Consider the following 18700-nt stretch of genomic DNA (forward strand, 5'->3'; position numbering starts at 1 on the left):
ACGATTCGAGGCGTAATCATTAAGGGAAAGCACAATGACATTGAAGAATATTTTTCTAAAGCCCGTTGATCGCCCCATTGAAGGCGTTATCAAAGCCGACGATGAAGCCAGTCTTCGCCTCGAAATTGAAGAATACGTACTGACCAACGAAGTCGAGAAACGCCTCGAAGAGTTTCTGGACGCCTACAACAACTACGAAGGGGCGAACGGGGTCTGGGTATCCGGCTTCTTCGGCTCGGGTAAGTCACACCTGCTCAAAATGCTTGCCCTTCTGCTTGAAAACCGGGAAATGGACGGTGCTACGACCCTGGACCTGTTCCTTCCCAAGTGCAGCGAGAATGAAATTCTCCGGGGCGACCTGAAGCGAGCTGTCTCAATTCCGGCGAAGAGCATTCTGTTCAACATCGATCAGAAAGCCGATGTCATCAGCAAAACCCAGATCGATGCGCTTCTGGCCGTGTTCGTTAAAGTCTTTGACGAAATGTGCGGCTACTACGGCAAACAAGGGCACATCGCCCAGTTTGAGCGCGATCTGGACGGCCGTGGCCTGTACGAACAGTTCAAAGCCGAGTACGAGGCCATCGCCGGTCGCCCTTGGCAGAAAGGCCGGGAGCAAGCCCTTCTGGAAGGCCCGAATATTGCCAAAGCCTACGCCGCTGTGACTGGTGGCGACCCGCAGTCGGCAGCGGGCATTCTGGACAAGTACCGCAGCGAATACCGCGTTTCAATTGAAGACTTCGCGGACAATGTGAATGCCTATATCGAGAAGCAGGCAAAAGAGGGTGGCCACAAAGAGTTTCGCCTGAACTTCTTTGTGGACGAGGTCGGCCAGTACATTGCCGACAACACCAAGCTGATGACCAACCTGCAAACCATTGCCGAGAGCCTCGCCACCAAGTGTCGGGGCCGGGCCTGGATTATCGTCACCGCCCAGGAAGAAATGAAAAACGTGGTGGGCGAAATGGGCAAGCAGCAAGGCAACGATTTCTCGAAAATTCAGGCACGGTTCAATAACCGCATGAAGCTGTCCAGCGCGGACGTGGCGGAGGTTATCCAGAAGCGCCTGCTGACCAAGACTGAGGAGGGCGTCAATCAGCTATCGGACGTCTACCACGCGCAAGCGAACAACTTCAAAACCCTGTTTGACTTCGCGGATGGATCGGCCACCTACCGGAACTTCCGGGACAGGGACCACTTCATCCACAGCTATCCTTTCGTTCCCTACCAGTTCGCGCTGTTTCAATCGGCGATTCAGAACCTGTCGCAGCACAACGCCTTCGAGGGTAAACACAGTTCCGTCGGTGAGCGCTCCATGCTGGGGGTTTTCCAGCAGGTGGCCATCCACATCGGCAACCATGAGGTGGGCCAGCTGGCCACCTTTGACCTGATGTTTGAAGGCATACGCTCTGCACTGAAATCACAGATACAGCGGGCGATTATTCAGGCCGAGAACCACCTCGATAATGCCTTCGCCATTCGTCTTCTGAAGGCCCTGTTTCTGGTCAAATACGTCAAGGAATTCAAGCCCACGGTGCGCAACCTTTGCGTGCTGATGCTGGATGCCTTTGATCAGGATCTGCCGGCACTTCGCACCAAGGTCGAGGAAGCCCTGAGCCTTCTGGAGCAACAGACCTACATACAGCGCAACGGCGACCAGTACGAGTACCTGACGGACGAGGAAAAGGACGTCGAGCAGGAGATCAAAAACACGGAGGTCGAATCATCGGATGTGGCGGACGAGCTGGAAAAGATCGTTTTCGACTTTGTTATAAAGCAGCGCAAAATCCGCTATGACGCAGGCTCCTCCCAGAACCAGGGGCAAGACTACTCCTATTCGCGCAAACTGGATGATCGACTGCATGGGCGTGAATACGAGCTCTCGATCAATGTCATCAGCCCGTTCCACGAGCATACCGACAATGAGCAAATGCTCCGTACAGCTTCAACCTACAAGGCGGACGAGCTCTTCGTGCTCATGCCGTCGGACGAGCGCCTGGTGCGTGATCTGCTCATGTTCAAGCGCACCGAGAAGTACATCAAACAGAATATCTCTGTTACCCAGCAGGAAGCCGTCAAGCGGATCCTGAATGATAAAGGCTTCCAGAACCGTGAGCGCGAGGCCAGGCTCCGGCAGCAGGTTCAGACCCTCATTGGAAAATCCAGGTTGCTCATTGGCGGCGCCGATGTGGAAGTGGCGAATGAGGACCCCCAGACCCGCATTATCCGGGGCTTCCACGAGCTGATTTCACGGGCTTACCCCAACCTCCGCATGTTGCGCGGCGTTTCCTACACGGAAAACGACATCAACAATTGCCTCAACCGTACAGACGATGGCCTTTTCGGTAACGACGCCACGGCCCTGGCGGAATCCGAGCAAGAGGTGCTGGCGTTCATTCAGAGCAACAACCGTGGCGGTGTCCGCACCACCCTCAAGAGCTTGCTGGAAAAATTCGAACGCAAACCCTACGGCTGGTATTACGCCGCGATTCTCTGCACCCTGGCCAACCTGTGTGCCCGTGGCAAGGTAGAGGTTCGTCTCGACGGTAACATCCTGGAGGACAGCGAGCTGGAGCGCGCCCTGCGTAACACTCACGGCTACGGCAACGTGGTGCTGGAACCCCAGATTGAGTTCACCGCCTCTCAGGTCCGAGCCCTCAAGTCGTTCTACGAGGACTTCTTCGACAGCCCGCCCCGCAGCAGCGAAGCCAAGGTCCTGGGTAAAGAGGCCGGCGAAGCCTTCCAGGACATGTTCCACGACCTGGATAGGCGGATAGCGCAGGTCGATCAGTACCCGTTTCTCAATGCCTTGAAACCTGCCCTGGTGACGCTGAAAGAGGTCGCCGGAAAGCCCTACACCTGGCACCTGACGGAATTGGGCAAGCAGGAAGACCAGCTGCTGGACCTGAAAGAGGATGTCATCGACCCCATCCGCAAGTTTATGGGCGGCTCACAAAAAGACATCTACAACCAGGCTCGGTCCTTCCTGCAGAGCCAGGAGCCCAACTTCATCTACGTGTCCGGGGACGAGATCGAGCAGATTCGCACCATCCTGAACGACCCCAACTGCTACAAAGGGAATCGCATTCAGCAACTCAAGGGCCAACTGGATAGCCTGCAGGAACGCATCGACGAGAAAGTGCAGCAAACCCGAACTCAGGCAGAAACCTCCCTGAAGACCATGCAGGAGCGAATGCAGAGCATGGATGAATATCAGTCCCTGCCGGAGCCGCGCCAGGATGAGCTCAACAAACCCTTCCGAGATCTGGTTGATTACATCGGACAGGAGCGCTTGATTGCTGTGATCAATGATCGTCTGCGCTTTTTTGAAGACCAAGGCTATCAGAAGGTTCTCGCTCGAATGGTCTCTATGGCCCACCAGAAAGCGGCGCCAGAGGAAACGCCAGAACCTACTGGCTCAAGGGAAAGTGATGGGAAGCCGCCTCAAGTCAATGAATCACCGGCGGATTACGTGCAGGCGCGTAATCTTCAGGTTGTTTATGACAAAGCCTGGCTGGCCAGTGAAGCCGACGTGGAGCGTTACCTGGAATCTCTGCGAGAAGCCCTGCTGCAAGAAATCCAGCAAGGCCGCAAGGTGCAAATATAAGAGATGGCTATGAACGATATAGAGCGGGATCTCCTTGAGCTAATTCGCGGCGGTGAAAATCTGACCGTCGAGTTCAAGAGCGATGCCAAAAGCCTGCCGGACCGGGATCTGATAGCCGCAGTGGTGGCCTTGGCCAATACCGAGGGCGGCGACCTGTTTCTGGGTGTTGAAGACGATGGCACGCCGACCGGGCTGCACGCCAACCACCGTAACCTCACTGGCCTGCCAGCACTGATTGCCAACAAGACCACCCCATCGCTGGCTGTGCGTGTTGAAGCCCTTGAGCTGCAGGGGAAGCCCGTTGCCAGAATCCACGTACCCAAATCACGGCAGTTGATATCCACCTCGGATGGCCTGCTGCAGCGCCGGCGCCTGAGAGTCGATGGCTCCCCGGAGGCCGTGCCGTTCTATCCCCATGAGTTCACTCAACGCCAATCATCGATGGGGCTTATGGACCCTTCAGCCATGATGCTTGAAGAAATAAGCACCGACCAACTCGATCCCTTGCAACGTCTGCGCATTCGCAATGCCATTGAAAAATACGGTGGTGAGCAGTCTCTTTTGGCCCTGTCGGATGAAGAGCTGGATGGAGCACTGGGTTTAGTCAAAACCATTAATGGCAAACCACAGCCGACTGTTGCAGGCCTATTGCTCTTGGGATCTGAGGCATTGTTGCGGCAGCACCTCCCGGCCTATGAAGTCGCCTTTCAGGTACTGCACGGCACTGAGGTACGTGTTAACGAGTTCTACCGCAAGCCGCTGCTGGAAACCTTCGAACAAGTAGAGCTTCAGTTCAAGCCGTGGGTAATAGAAGAAGAGCTGGAAGTCGGGTTGTTTCGCGTACCGATCCCCAACTACGATCGGCGCGCCTTTCGGGAAGGTTTCGTCAACGCGCTCGTGCACCGGGACTTTAGTCGCCTCGGGGCAGTCCATGTCAAACTGGATGACAGCGGTCTGAATATCAGCAGCCCCGGCGGCTTTATCGAAGGGGTCAATCTCAATAATTTGCTGGTGGCCCCACCACAATCTCGCAACCCCCTGCTGGCTGACATCATCAAGCGAATTGGTCTGGCTGAGCGTACCGGGCGTGGTATCGACCGTATTTACGAGGGGATGTTGCGTTATGGCCGGCCCGAGCCAGATTACACCTTGTCCACGGCCTACTTTGTCAATCTTTTCATGGCCAATATCGCCGCAGATCGAGACTTCCTGAGGATGGTGGTCGAACAGCATGACAAGCTGGGGAATTCGCATGTTGAGCCCTTGATCGCACTTGCCCGCCTGAAAGATGAGCGCCGACTGACCACGGGCGAACTGGCACCAGCGTTACAGAAAAGTGAGCCGCAAACCCGGGTTATTCTCGAAAGATTACTCGAGGTTGGCCTGGTTGAGGCTCACGGCACTGGTCGTGGCCGTAGCTATACCCTGAGCGCCAAGGTATACCAGGGGGCGGGCCAAAAGGTGGCTTACGTGCGTCAAGCCGGGTTCGATGCCATCCAGCAGGAGCAGATGGTACTGAGCTTTATTGGCACTCACGGAAGCATTAAACGCGCGGACGTCATGGAGCTCTGCCACCTCGATAGAAATCAGGCTTACCGGCTGCTAACCAGAATGAAAGGCGCCAAACAAATCAAGCAAATAGGTGAGCAGAAAGGCGCTACTTATGAGCGGGTTTAAGCTTTTTGCGCGCAACATGTGCTCACCGAGCATATATATGCTCACCGAGCATATATGCGCTGCATGCGAAAGCGTAACGACAACACAGAGCGCCTGCTCTGCGTTCAAAAGCAATTCAGCAGGTTATTGAATGGACACCGCAAAACTTAAAAAATTCGCCCAATTCGCACGCCGCAGCCTCCTCGAACAGGTTACAGCCAAGCTCAAGCTGGTATTGACTGAAGAGAGTCCCGCCCGGCGAGAAAGGCCACAGGCGATTAAAAAGCTGGAAGAGGCGGTAACCGAACAAGGCAAAGAACAGATTATCGAGCGGGTGGCCTACATCTGGTTCAACCGCTTCTGCGCCCTGCGTTTTATGGACGTGAATCGTTACAACCGCATTGGCGTGGTCTCGCCTGCAGAGGGGCAGTTCCAGCCCGAGATCCTGGCGGATGCCAAGATGGGCCATATCGATGAAGACATGGTGTCGGAGTCAACCCGCCAGAAGATCTTCGCACTGCTGGACGGAAAGACACCCAGCCAGGACCCGCAGGGGGAAACCTATCGCCTGTTGGTCGTTGCGGCCTGTAACTATTGGTACAGCGCGATGCCGTTCCTGTTCGAGCGTATCGACGACTACACCGAGCTGCTAATGCCGGATGACCTGCTCTCCGGCAACTCAATTCTGGCCTACACCCGCGAGGCCATGACGCCGGACGCCTGTGAGGATGTTGAGGTGATCGGCTGGCTGTACCAGTTCTATATCTCTGAGAAAAAGGATCAAGTATTCGAGGCGCTGAAGAAGAATCAGAAAATCAAACCGGCCAATATCCCCGCCGCCACCCAGCTGTTCACGCCACACTGGATTGTGCGTTATCTGGTGGAGAACTCGCTCGGCCGCTTGTGGATGCTTAACAGACCAAATTCAGCCTTGGTGGACCAGATGGAGTATTACATTCCTCCGGAGGAGACTGGGGCCGATTTTTTGAAAGTCGAAGGCCCGGAAGAGCTCAAGGTTTGCGACCCAGCCTGCGGCTCCGGCCATATGCTGACCTATGCTTTCGATCTGCTCTACGCCATATATGAAGAAGAAGGCTACGAGCCGTCCGAAATCCCTGAAAAGATCCTGACACACAACCTTTACGGTATTGAGCTGGATGAGCGCGCCGGTGAGCTGGCCGCCTTCGCTCTGACCATGAAAGCCCGAGCGCGTCAGCGGCGCTTTTTCAACAAAGGCATCAAGCCCAACATATGCGTATTGGAAAAAGTTAGCTTCACTCCGGATGAACTGGAAGAGTACATGAGCGCCGTGGGCCGCGACCTGTTCACCCAGGGCTTACGTGAAACCTTGCAACAATTCGAGGAGGCTGACAACTTCGGCTCCCTGATCTTGCCCAAGCTTACCAACGTGACTGACGTGCTGGCCGAGCTGGAGACCAAGAATCTGGGTAGTAACCTGTTCCTGGCCGACACGCACAGCAAAGTACTAAAAGTACTGCGCATGGCCGAAGCCTTGAGCCCGCGCTACGCCGTGGTCGTCGCCAACCCGCCCTATATGGGCGGCAAGGGTATGAATGGACGGCTTGGCGCCTGGGCCAAGGAGAACTACCCAAAGAGCAAGTCCGACCTGTTTGCCATGTTCATAGAACGTAATCTGGAGATTGCGGTGACTGGCGGTGCTGTCGCCATGATCACGATGCAGAGCTGGATGTTTCTGTCTTCCTTCGAGGCTTTGCGCGGCCGCATTCTCAATCAACACACTATTTTGTCGATGGCTCATTTGGGCGCGCGAGCCTTTGACAGCATCGGTGGAGAAGTGGTCTCAACGACTGCTTTCGTGCTCGAGAACGCCCATAAGCCGAACTATCAAGGCGCGTTTCTCCGATTGGTCGATGGCAATTCGGAAGCTGAGAAGATGACCATGATGGCACATGCTATTGCGCAGGGGAGATCTGCATGACCAGCAACCCATATCACAAGCTTTGCAGGACCCTCAAGCGGTGTGTCTTTAAAGAATCAGGAGTCGAACATGGCAGATAAGTTAACGATTACGAGAGGTATAAACAAGAAACCGGTCTCAACCGAAGTGCTGGAGCAGAGTCTCGAAGCTTTGCAAAATTTAGAGGGCGAAGCCTTCACTGGATACCCACTGATTGCGACACCTGATGGCAAGTACTCGATTGATGCCACACTGGTGAGTCCCTCTAAAGGCATCGTGCTATTCGATCTGATAGAGGGACCAGAGGTCGGGGAATACACAGAGCGCCAGGATGATTTGGCAAACAAGATCGAGGCACGATTGAAATTGCATCGTGAACTGGTCAAAGGGCGTCAATTACGGGTACCACTTTGTGTTATTTCGTTCGCGCCTGGTATCGAGAATATCGAGTCGGTTGCAGTACCTGATTACCCTCTTGTCAATGAGCATGGCCTTGCTAACGTGTTGAATACGCTGGACTGGTCTGAAAGCAACGAGGACCTTTATCGGTTGACGTTGTCGGCCATCGAAAGCCTCAGCAGTATTCGGAAGAGCCGTTCCAAACGCGAGGTTCATCGGGCTGATTCACGTGGAGCGAAGCTCAAGCAGCTGGAGGATTCCATCGCGACGCTCGATCATCGTCAGAACAAAGCCGTCATCGAAACGGTAGATGGTGTTCAACGTATCCGGGGGCTGGCTGGTTCAGGCAAAACCATCGTATTGGCACTCAAGGCTGCTTACTTGCACACACAGTACCCGGACTGGCGTATTGCTGTGACTTTCCATACTCGCTCCCTCAAAGGGCAGTTCCGGCGCTTAATCAACAACTTTTGTATTGAGCAGAGCGGCGAGGAGCCGGACTGGACAAAAATACGAATCGTCAACGCATGGGGCGCGCCGGGGGGGGATGCCCGAGACGGTATTTACTACGAATATTGTCGGGCAACTGGGACTGAATTTCTCGACTTTAGAAGTGCATCCAACCGATTTGGCGGGAACGAACGCGCCTTCGATGGCGCTTGTCAGGCAGCATTGCAAAATGCTTCGGATGAAGCTTATCTCTACGATGCATTTCTTGTGGATGAAGCACAGGACTTTGCACCAAGTTTTCTAAAGCTTTGTTACTCAATGCTAAAGCCGCCAAAACGGTTGGTCTATGCGTATGACGAGCTTCAAAATCTTTCCGGAATTTCTCTTCCGCCGCCAGAGGTTATTTTCGGAGATAATGAGCGTGGGCAACCATTGGTCACTTTCGGTGATGATCGAAGGCGAGACGTAATCCTGCAAAAATGCTATCGAAACTCACGCCCGGTTTTGGTATCCGCCCACGGCCTTGGATTCGGTATATACCGGAATGCTCCGCAAGATACAGAGACCGGCTTGGTTCAGATGTTTGATTACCCAGCGCTATGGGAGGAGATTGGTTACAAGGTTAAGGATGGCCAACTGGCGAAAGGTCAGCATGTTGTATTGGAGCGCACTACAGAAACGAGCCCAAGGTTTCTGGAGGAGCAGTTTGATATTGATGATCTCGTCCAATTCATTAAATTCGAAGATGAATCGGCGCAGAATGCATGGCTTGCCCAACAGATTCAGCACAATCTGAATGAAGATGAGCTTCGCCATGACGACATCATCGTAATTCACCCGGATCCTCGGACTGCCCGTGGTCGTACTGGTCCCATCCGCAAACAACTTTTTGAATCAGGCGTTCAGACTCACTTGGCGGGTGTGGATACCGATGCGGATGTGTTCTTCCGAACCGATACGCCATCCGTGACATTCACTGGAATATACCGTGCCAAAGGGAATGAGGGGGGCATGGTGTATGTCATTAATGCCCAGGATTGTAATGGTTCCGGACCAGGCCTGGCCAACCTTCGCAATCGCCTTTTTACCGCTATCACCCGAAGCAAAGCTTGGGTTCGTGTCATAGGGTTTGGTCCGAAGATGCAAAGTTTGATTGACGAGTTTGAAGCTCTTAAGCAAAACGACTTTGTTTTAGATTTTACTTACCCAGACGACAACCTGTTAGGTAAATTGCGCATCGTTCACCGCGATTTGTCTCCGCAAGAAAGAAAACGCCTTGAGCACAGAAAGAACCAGCTTGCCGACCTTTTGGGTGACTTGGAGAGTGGTGAGCTACACCCGGAAGACCTTGACGAGGCAACTCGCGAGAAGCTCCGAAAGTTACTTGGGGGCGGTGAATGAAAGCACTGAGCCCGAAGAGTATAAAAGAGGATCTTGATGGACTGATTTCTGAATTGATCGGAAAAGGCATTTGCGACGACGCAAATTTCTCTTCGGTCCGGTCATACGGAAACCAAGCAGACGTTACCTTCAGCGGTTCAGAACATATTTCCATTGCGCTGGGCGATATTGAATATGCTGAAATTTACAGTGAACTTGCTGACAAACGCTCATACAACATGAAACTTGTCGATGGCGCTCTTGTTCAATTAATGTATCGAATAAAGAACAATGCGTTAATACAGCATCGCCTTTCATTTTATCCATCGCCGAGTTTGCTTCCGTTTCAGGATGATCCGGATTCGTATATGCGTGATGATCTATTCCTTGAGATTGTCCAGCGAAGAATAGTTCCATTTCCCCTGCGTTTCGATTTTGATGCAAGAGATGGCGTGTATGCTGATGTAACTCATCCCAAGAGTCACCTTACATTGGGTGATGTGAAAGGATGCCGAATCCCGGTATCAGCGCCGTTAACACCTCGATGGTTCGTAGAATTCATTCTAAGAAACTTTTATCAGACGGATCATCATGATTTTGTGAGGGATTTGCCACGCCACAGAATTAAGTTGCCAGCCTCTATCACTGCGAATGAGGAGAGCCTCATGCACATGGTCGTTCCGTATCAGGTGGTTCGATGAAAGTTATGGTTTCAAGATTTCTATTGCGGAACTTTCACTTGCTTCAATCTTGGCATGCCATTGCCCTCGGCTGGGCATCGGAGCTGCAGGTACTGGTGCAGGTGAATCATCTTCCTGAACACTATCGACTCAAATCGGATGATCCTGATTTTTGGGTCGTGTGGTCAGGTCAGGATAGCGACGGAGAGACGGTCGAGCGCGAGGTGGACTGGAAGGCGGTTGCGGATGACTGGCAGCAAGTCAATACATCTATTGAGGAGCACGATTCGGAGAAAGGCGATGAATAACAAACAGGCAATTGATACCAGTCAACCTATTGAAAACTATCTTTTTCAGGCCTCCGCGGCGGATTTCAAGAAGATTCCTGGCAAACCGATTGCCTACTGGGCGTCGCCTTCTTTTTGCAACTCCTTCTTTTCTGGTGAAAAGATTGGGAGCGCAGCTAAGAAAGGGCTGAGTTGTAGTGGAACTGATATTTTTTATAGATACCATTGGGAAGTAAAAAAAGATAGTTTTTCTAAGAATGGTGGCGAGGTATGGTTTCCAATTACTAAGGGCGGCCCTTTCAGAAAGTGGTACGGAAACAATGATAATCTCATTTACTGGGCTGACAATGGCGACAGCATAAGAAGTCGAACGGACAAAAATGGCAATCCATTGGCCGTTATTAGGAATGAGAAAGCATATTTTAAAACTTGTGTTTCTTGGAATGACGTTTCTACGGGGAGGCTGTCTTCAAGGTTCACTCCAGAAGGCAGCATCCCGACTGACTCAGGGCCTGCTATCTATTCAAGCGATAAACTCTACGGAATTTTGGCTTTTCTGAATTCTTGTGTGTCCAAGCCTTTTACTGATGTTTTGTGCCCTACAATTCACTTTGGAGTTGGGCAGATTTCTGAGTTTCCATTGCTTCTTAATCCCGAAATCAGTTACCGGGATGTTACAGAAGCTCTTATTAACCAGTCAAAGCTAGACTGGGATTCCTACGAAACCTCTTGGGACTTCACTGGTCTACCGCTCCTGAATCCCGACTACCTTCAGCCAACTCTGAAGGCTACCTATCAAAAGCTCCGCGCAGATTGGCAGGAAATGACGCTGGAGATACAGCAACTCGAGGAAGAGAACAATCGCATCTTCATCGAATCCTACGGTCTACACGATGAGCTGACACCAAATGTACCGCTGGATGAGATCACTCTGACCTGCAACCCCCACTACCGCTACGGGAACAACAAGAGTGAGGAGGAACTGGAGGCGCTGCTATTGGCCGATACTGTGCGCGAGCTGGTTTCCTACGCCGTGGGTTGCATGTTTGGCCGCTATGCGCTGGACAAACCGGGTCTCGTCCTGGCCAACCAAGGCGAGACCATCGAGGACTACCTGGACCGGGTTCCGGAGCCGAGCTTCCCGGCGGACGATGACAATGTCATCCCCATGCTCGATGGCGACTGGTTCACCGACGACATCACCGAGCGCTTCCGTGAATTCCTGCGCATCGCCTTTGGTGAAGAGCACTATGGGGAAAACCTCCGCTTTGTCGAGCAGGCACTGGGTAAGGAAATCCGCAAGTACTTCTTGAAGGACTTCTACAACGACCACGTGCGCCGTTACAAAAAGCGCCCCATCTACTGGCTGTTCTCCTCTCCCAAGGGCTCATTCAACGCGCTGATCTACATGCACCGCTACCAGCCTCACACCGTAGGCACGGTGCTGGAGTATCTGCGCGATTTCAAAGATGAAAAGCTGAAAGCTCGGAAAAACCATCTAGAGGCCGTCAGTATCAGCGCCGGGGCCTCCCAGGGTGATAAGACCAAGGCCCTGAAAGAGATCGAGAAGATCAACAAAACCCTAGCCGAGTTGGATGACTACGAGCGGGATGTACTTTATCCGCTGGCTACCGAGCAGGTGGAAATCGATCTCGATGACGGGGTGAAGGCCAACTATCCGAAATTTGGCGACGCTTTAAAGAAGATTACCGGCCTCTCTGGCTAGGAGCACAGTCATGCATATCAGCAAACTAACCTTGCAGCGCTTTCGTGGCGCTCAAGATCTACCGCTGGATCTGGACGATAAGCTCAATGTGTTTGTCGGTATGAATGGCGCGGGCAAATCCAGCATTCTGGATGCCTCGGCCATCATGCTCTCCTGGCTGGCGAACCGGATTAAGCATGCGGGTGCGTCTGGGCGGCCCATTGCCGAAACCGACATCAAAAACGGCGAATCCTCAGCCAATCTAGCTATCCATCTGTGTGAAGACGGCTCCTACTTCGGCTGGAATCTGGCTAAGGTTCGTAAGGGGTATAGCAAAAAAGACCTGGCATCAGTTTTGGTTTCCGTTTCCGAGGCGGCAAAGCGGATTCAGGCTGGCATCTCTGCGCACAACGGCAAGGTTAATATCCCTCTGTTCGCCTACTACCCTGTAAATCGCTCGGTTTTGGACATTCCATTACGTATCCGGGAAAAGCATCAGTTCGGGCTCTTGTCTGCCTATGAGGAGTCGCTCACCAGTGGTGCTAACTTCCGGACGTTTTTCGAGTGGTTCCGGGAGCGGGAGGACCTTGAGAACGAGAACCGAAAGTATGTAGACGACCTGACCAAGCCGGATGATTTCGAGTTTCCGGATTCTCAGTTAACCGCTGTCCGGCGCGCACTGGAGAGCTTTATGCCGGACTTCACAGGACTGACCGTAAGACGCAACCCGCTGCGTATGGAAGTTCTGAAAAACGGCCAGCGCCTTACCGTCAACCAGCTTTCCGATGGTGAAAAATGTTTGATGGCCATGGTCGGAGATCTCGCCCGGCGTATAGCCATAGCCAACCCACAGCGAAAGGATCCTTTGCTGGGCGACGGTATCGTAATGATCGACGAGATTGATCTTCACCTGCACCCCAAATGGCAACGCTTGGTGGTGCCTAGGCTTACTGAGGTGTTTCCAAATTGTCAATTTGTCATCTCAACCCATTCACCCCATGTGATTACCCATATACAGCCGGAGAACCTCTTCCTGCTGAACATGACCGATGACGGAATACTGGAAGCGATTCGCCCTGTGGAATCTTATGGGAAGACCGTAGATAGGGTGCTTGAGGACCTGATGGGGCTTCAGACCACACGCCCCAACCAGGTGGAAAGTGCTCTTCGAGCTATTTACGAGCAAATCAATGATGGCGAGCTTGATACTGCCAGAGAAGGCATTGCTGCATTGGAACGAGACATTGGCGAAGATCCGGAACTGGTAAAAGCCAAGGTGCTGATCAAACGCAAGGAGCTGATTGGCCGATGAAGTATGTGGAGAAGTGCCACGAACCTGAAGCTTTTACGCAATGGAAGGATCTGGCCAATGTCAATGAAGACTGGCAGCCTACCTATGGCGACCTGAGGGGTGATCCCAAAGCCTCGGTAAAGAGATCGTTGATGCGGGAGCAGGGTTACATTTGCTGCTATTGTGAACGTCGGTTAACCGATGGCGATTCCCACATAGAACACTTCCAGCCCCAGAGTGACCCGGCAGTGAATCCGTTGGATTACGGCAATCTTTTGTGTTCTTGCCAAAACCAAATCAGAAAGGGGGAGCCCCGCCACTGCGGTAACCTCAAAGGCGACTGGTTTGATCCTGAGCTGTTGATATCTCCGCTGGATGCGAGTTGTGAGCACCGGTTTGGTTTTGAAGGTGATGGTTGGATTAAACCTGCTGACAGTAACGACCGGGCGGCCCGTGAAACCATTACCAGGCTGGGTCTGAACCTGCCCAAGCTGAATGAGTTGAGGGCTGGCGCAATTGAGCCTTTCCTTGATGATAGTTTGACTCATGACGAGTTGAGCAGGTTCGTATCGGGCTATTTAACCATGGGAGCAGACGGCCGTTTCAGTGAGTTCTGGACCACTATCAAATATTTGTTTGGAGACTACGCAGCCGCATGAGTAACCGAATTTCCCAGGCGTTAAAAAAATTATTCGAGCGGCACCGGGTCGTGTTCTGGTACGACACCAAGCAAGAGCTGCGCAGCGACTTCGAGGCGGTTTCCATCCCGCACGTGGAGAAGCTGGAAATCGCCAACAACGAGTACGGCCTGAAATATCGCATCCTTCGGGAGTCACCGGAACAGAAATTCTTGCTGTACAAGGAGGGGCCGCAACCAGAGGATCTGGATAACTGGCTACTGGACGTACAGCTGGCCCACGGTGAATTCCGGACCGACCAGGTGGCTATTTGGCTGTCCGAACTGGAGCTGGGCCTGGAATTTGCCGAGGTGGCCCAGGCCCACGCGGAGTTTTTCCAGGCAATCAAGCGCAAGGAGGCATTGAAGAAGTTGCTGAAACCGGACGACACTGCCGGTCAGCTGCGCCTGAAGATGCTGGCCGTGTGTGCCGGTAGTGAGCCCCGTATGGACTCGGTGGTGGAAACCCTGCTGCAGCAACTGGCGGAAGACCGCGATGATGGCATCCGGCTGATCGAACGATGCGGCTTGGATAGCTTCCTTTGGGAACAGCTCACTCGCTTCTACGGCTACGAGGCCAGTGAGCCCAGCCTGCGAGACTTCGTGATTGAGCTGTTCAAGTCCTGCTACGCCATGACTGTAGTTGGAGAGCCCACGGATGGCGAGGTCAAACTGACCGGCGACGCCCTGGTGTTCCTCAAACGCTGGAAAGACAGCCGGCAGTTCGAGCAGGGGTTTGAAACTCTGTCTGCCGAGTGTGCCGAGGTGCTGGGCATTGAGCAGGATCTGGGTAAGCGGGACTTTCGGGACCTGGTTGAGCTGGACTACTTCCGGCTGATCGACCAGAAGATTATCAGTGACCTGGTGCGGGCGGTGGTAGGCCGCACGGTCACCAGCGGTGATGTGGCGCTGTGGGTGCGGCAGCGGCGTCAGGGCCACTGGTATGGCGAGTTCCGACACCTGTATGAAGCCATTGAGTTTGCGGCCCGCTTTGTCCAGATGCTGGGTGAGGCTCGGCTCACCATGGACAGCCTCTCCGACGGCGTTCAGCGATACAGCCGCACCTGGTTCCAGTTGGATCAGCTCTACCGCAAATTTACCTACCATGTGCGCATGTCCGGCCAGGCATCGTTAATGGGCGAGCTCAGTGAGCAGGTGGAGAACCTGTATTCCAACAACTATCTGCTCAAGCTGGGCGACGGCTTCCAGGTTCACGTGGACGCCGCGCCGCGCTGGGAGGCCTATCCGGTCGTTCAGCAAAAGGCCTTTTTCGAGCACTGGGTTCGCCCGTACCTGTGCAAGGACAAGCGGATCTGTGTGATCATTTCCGACGCCATGCGCTATGAGATTGGTGATGAGCTGTTGGGCCTTATCCGGCAGGAAGATCGCTACAGCGCGGAGCTTGAACCGGCTCTCTCAACCCTGCCCAGCTATACGCAGCTCGGTATGGCGGCGCTACTGCCCAACAAGTCCTTGGCGATCGCAGACAATGATACCGGCACGGTACTGGTGGATGGCCAAAGCTCACAGGGTACGGTCAACCGTACCAAAATCCTGCAGGCCGCCCTGGATGGGCGGGGCCAGGCTGTTAAGGCGGAGGATTTTATGCAGCTCAACCGGGACGACAGCCGGGAGCTGCTCAAGGGTAATGATGTGCTGTACATCTACCACAACCGCATCGACCACACTGGCGACAAGATGCACTCAGAGGGGCAGGCCTTTGAAGCCGCAGAACAAACCCTGGATGATCTGATTCGTCTGATCAAGAAGCTCACGGCGGCCAACGCCAATAACCTGCTGATCACCGCTGACCATGGCTTTATTTACCAGAACCGTGAGCTGGATGAGAGTGACTTCCTGGGTGACGTCGTTTCTGGCGATGATATTCGCTACCGGGACCGTCGGTTCGTGCTGGGTAAGGGGCTGTCCGCTTCTCCGGCGTTCCATCAATTCTCGTCTGAGCAGCTTGGGCTGGATGGCGATATGGAAGTGCAGATTCCCAAGTCCATCAACCGACTGCGCCTTAAGGGCTCTGGCAGCCGGTTTGTGCATGGCGGCGCATCCCTTCAGGAGGTTGTGATTCCGGTCCTGAAGGTTAACAAGAAGCGCCAAAGTGATGTCAGCGCCGTTGAGGTGGACATCCTGCGTGGGGCCAGCTCGGTGATCACGTCCGGCCAACTGGCGGTCACCTTGTATCAGTCCGGGCCGGTTACCGAGAAAGTACAGCCTCGCCACCTGCGGGCCGGGATTTATACCCAGTCAGGGGAACTGATCTCGGATAGTCACGATCTGTCGTTCGACCTGACCTCGGAGAACCCCCGCGAGCGGGAGCTTCAGGTGCGCTTTGTGCTCAGCCGCAAGGCGGACGAGGCCAACGGCCAGGAGGTCTTCCTAAAGCTGGAAGAACAGCACGCCGGCACCTCCCACTACAAGGAATACAAGTCGCTCAGGTATTTGATGCGGCGGTCCTTTACCAGCGATTTTGATTTCTGAGGGTTATAGCCAATGAGTACGCTTGACCAAAAGATCAACGAACACTTCCCCGGGTTGGTGGTGCGCAAAGACCTGGTGAAAACGGTCAAGGGCAACGCCATCGTCCCCTCATATGTGCTGGAGTATCTGCTCGGCCAATACTGCGCCACTAACGACGAGGCCACGATTCAAACCGGGATTGAAACGGTCAAGGAGATTCTGGCCAAGCACTATGTCCACCGCAACGAGGCCGGGCTGGTGCGCTCGAATATCAAGGAAAAGGGGCGCTACAAGGTCATCGATAAGATCAGCGTGGCCCTGAATGAGAAGACGGATGCCTACGAGGCACAGTTTTCCAACCTGGGAATCAAGAAAGTGTTGGTGGATTCTGGGACCGTGAAGGCCCACCCCAAACTGCTGGTAAGCGGCGTCTGGTGCATTGCGGACATCGAATACGTATTTTCTGAAGACCAGAACGTCAGCCCCTGGATTCTGTCCACCCTCAAGCCGATTCAGCTATCTCACTTCGACTATGACGCCTACGCCGCCGCCCGGCGACAGTTCAGCACCGATGAGTGGATTGACCTGCTGATCCAGAGTATCGGCTTTAACCCGGAGATGTTCGGACGGCGCAGCAAGCTGACCCAACTGGTCCGCTTGATTCCGTTTTGCGAGCGGAACTACAACCTGATTGAACTGGGTCCCAAGGGGACGGGTAAATCCCACGTATATTCCGAATTCTCGCCCCATGGGATCCTGGTTTCTGGTGGTGAGGTCACTGTACCCAAGCTGTTTGTGAATAACTCCAGCGGCAAGATCGGCCTGGTGGGGTACTGGGATTGCGTGGCCTTTGACGAATTTGCCGGCAAACAGAAGCGCGTCGATAAAGCACTGGTCGACATCATGAAGAACTACATGGCCAACAAGTCTTTCTCCCGGGGTGTGGAAACCCTGGGCGCCGAAGCGTCCATGGTGTTCGTGGGGAACACCCGGCATACCGTGCCTTACATGCTGAAGCATTCGGACCTGTTCGATGAACTGCCGGACAAGTTCTACGATTCTGCCTTTCTGGACCGTATCCACTTCTACATTCCGGGATGGGAGGTCGACATCATCCGGGGCGAGATGTTCTCCGACGGCTATGGCTTTGTGGTGGACTATCTTGCGGAAATCCTGCGCTCGATGCGGAACTACGATTATTCCGATCAGTACCGGGAGCACTTTACCCTTTCTTCGGATATCTCGACCCGTGACCGGGATGGTATCAACAAGACCTTTTCCGGCTTGATGAAGATCCTGTTCCCCCAGGGGGGAGCGACCAGGGAAGAGGTGGAAGAAGTGCTGCGTTTTGCCATCGAGGGGCGCAAGCGGGTCAAGGACCAGTTACAGCGGATCGATACCACCTACGGCGAAGTACGCTTTTCCTATCAGGATCAACAAGGCCAGGAAATACTGGTCAGGACACTTGAGGAAGAAGAGTACCCGGGTTACTACCATCAGGCAGTGTCTACTCCTGATGGCGAGGGAGTAAATCCCGAGCCAACAGGGGACGTTAAAGGTGTCGAGCCCAAAGAGCCGAATGCCCCCGAGCCCGTACTGGAAGAAAAGCACCTGACTTTCCAGGAAAATCAGAAGGGCATCTCATTCGACGGCTTGTTTGGCGCCTACCTGAAAGGAGCCAGCAGGATCACTGTTACAGACCCCTACATCCGACTTTTCTACCAGATCCGCAATTTCATGGAGTTTCTCGAAGCCATCGTGAAAAACAAGGCCGACGAGAATGAAGTATCGGTTCATCTCATCACCGTCCGGGACGAATTCAAGGGTGACCTGCAAGACGAGAGTTTTGAAAAAATACAGGAATCCGCTCGCACCGTGGGCATCGACTTCACCTGGGAGTTTGACGAAAGCGGCACCATTCACGCCCGTCATATTGTTACGGACCACGGCTGGAAGATTTCACTGGATCGAGGGCTGGACATCTTTCAGCACTACGAGATGAATGAAGCCTTCGCGTTTGCCAACCGGTTGCAGCAGTTTCGGTCTAGCAAAGCCTTTGAGATAACTTATATAAAGTTTTGTTAATTAAGATTTTTCCCACATACTCAATAACATCTTTGACCTTGCTGCCTAAATATCCGCAAAGCCGGTCGACGTTTTC

The 18700-nt window shown here is 53.5% G+C and carries 11 protein-coding genes; all 11 read left to right on the plus strand.

Annotation, left to right across the window (positions count from 1 at the left end):
- Nucleotides 1-34: 34 nt before the first annotated feature.
- The 11 genes from brxC (at nt 35) to brxL (ending at nt 18624) form a co-directional block, all read left to right on the plus strand.
- Nucleotides 35-3604 (plus strand): BREX system P-loop protein BrxC, encoded by a 3570-nt coding sequence (brxC, locus tag RVM27_RS09935; protein WP_498956459.1) that lies wholly within the window; start codon nt 35-37, stop codon nt 3602-3604.
- Nucleotides 3605-3613: 9 nt separating this feature from the next.
- Nucleotides 3614-5281: an ATP-binding protein gene (locus tag RVM27_RS09940; RefSeq protein ID WP_498956460.1), complete on the plus strand. Its 1668-nt coding sequence runs from the start codon at nt 3614-3616 to the stop codon at nt 5279-5281.
- Nucleotides 5282-5411: 130 nt separating this feature from the next.
- Nucleotides 5412-7220, plus strand: a complete 1809-nt coding sequence (gene pglX / locus RVM27_RS09945; protein WP_498956461.1) for a BREX-1 system adenine-specific DNA-methyltransferase PglX — start codon at nt 5412-5414, stop codon at nt 7218-7220.
- 69 nt (nt 7221-7289) lie between these two features.
- Nucleotides 7290-9449, plus strand: a complete 2160-nt coding sequence (locus RVM27_RS09950; protein WP_498956462.1) for a DEAD/DEAH box helicase — start codon at nt 7290-7292, stop codon at nt 9447-9449.
- Nucleotides 9446-10129 (plus strand): DUF2290 domain-containing protein, encoded by a 684-nt coding sequence (locus tag RVM27_RS09955; protein WP_498956463.1) that lies wholly within the window; start codon nt 9446-9448, stop codon nt 10127-10129. Before RVM27_RS09950 ends, RVM27_RS09955 begins: the two co-directional genes overlap by 4 nt.
- Nucleotides 10126-10416, plus strand: a complete 291-nt coding sequence (locus tag RVM27_RS09960; RefSeq protein WP_498956464.1) for a hypothetical protein — start codon at nt 10126-10128, stop codon at nt 10414-10416. The genes RVM27_RS09955 and RVM27_RS09960 overlap by 4 nt, the downstream gene beginning before the upstream one ends.
- On the plus strand, nt 10409-12121 hold the full coding sequence (gene pglX, locus RVM27_RS09965; RefSeq protein WP_498956465.1) for a BREX-1 system adenine-specific DNA-methyltransferase PglX: 1713 nt from the start codon (nt 10409-10411) through the stop codon (nt 12119-12121). Before RVM27_RS09960 ends, pglX (RVM27_RS09965) begins: the two co-directional genes overlap by 8 nt.
- A gap of 10 nt (nt 12122-12131) precedes the next feature.
- Nucleotides 12132-13412, plus strand: a complete 1281-nt coding sequence (locus tag RVM27_RS09970) for an AAA family ATPase (protein WP_498956466.1) — start codon at nt 12132-12134, stop codon at nt 13410-13412.
- A complete protein-coding gene (locus RVM27_RS09975; RefSeq protein ID WP_498956467.1) occupies nt 13409-14050 on the plus strand; it encodes an HNH endonuclease family protein in 642 nt (213 codons plus the stop codon). The genes RVM27_RS09970 and RVM27_RS09975 overlap by 4 nt, the downstream gene beginning before the upstream one ends.
- Nucleotides 14047-16560, plus strand: coding sequence for a BREX-1 system phosphatase PglZ type A (gene pglZ, locus RVM27_RS09980; protein ID WP_498956468.1), 2514 nt, complete (start codon nt 14047-14049; stop codon nt 16558-16560). Before RVM27_RS09975 ends, pglZ begins: the two co-directional genes overlap by 4 nt.
- A 12-nt stretch (nt 16561-16572) precedes the next feature.
- A complete protein-coding gene (gene brxL / locus RVM27_RS09985; RefSeq protein ID WP_498956469.1) occupies nt 16573-18624 on the plus strand; it encodes a BREX system Lon protease-like protein BrxL in 2052 nt (683 codons plus the stop codon).
- The last annotated feature ends 76 nt before the right edge of the window (nt 18625-18700 follow it).

The organism is Halomonas sp. KM007 (genome assembly GCF_050709225.1).
Classification (GTDB): domain Bacteria; phylum Pseudomonadota; class Gammaproteobacteria; order Pseudomonadales; family Halomonadaceae; genus Vreelandella; species Vreelandella hamiltonii.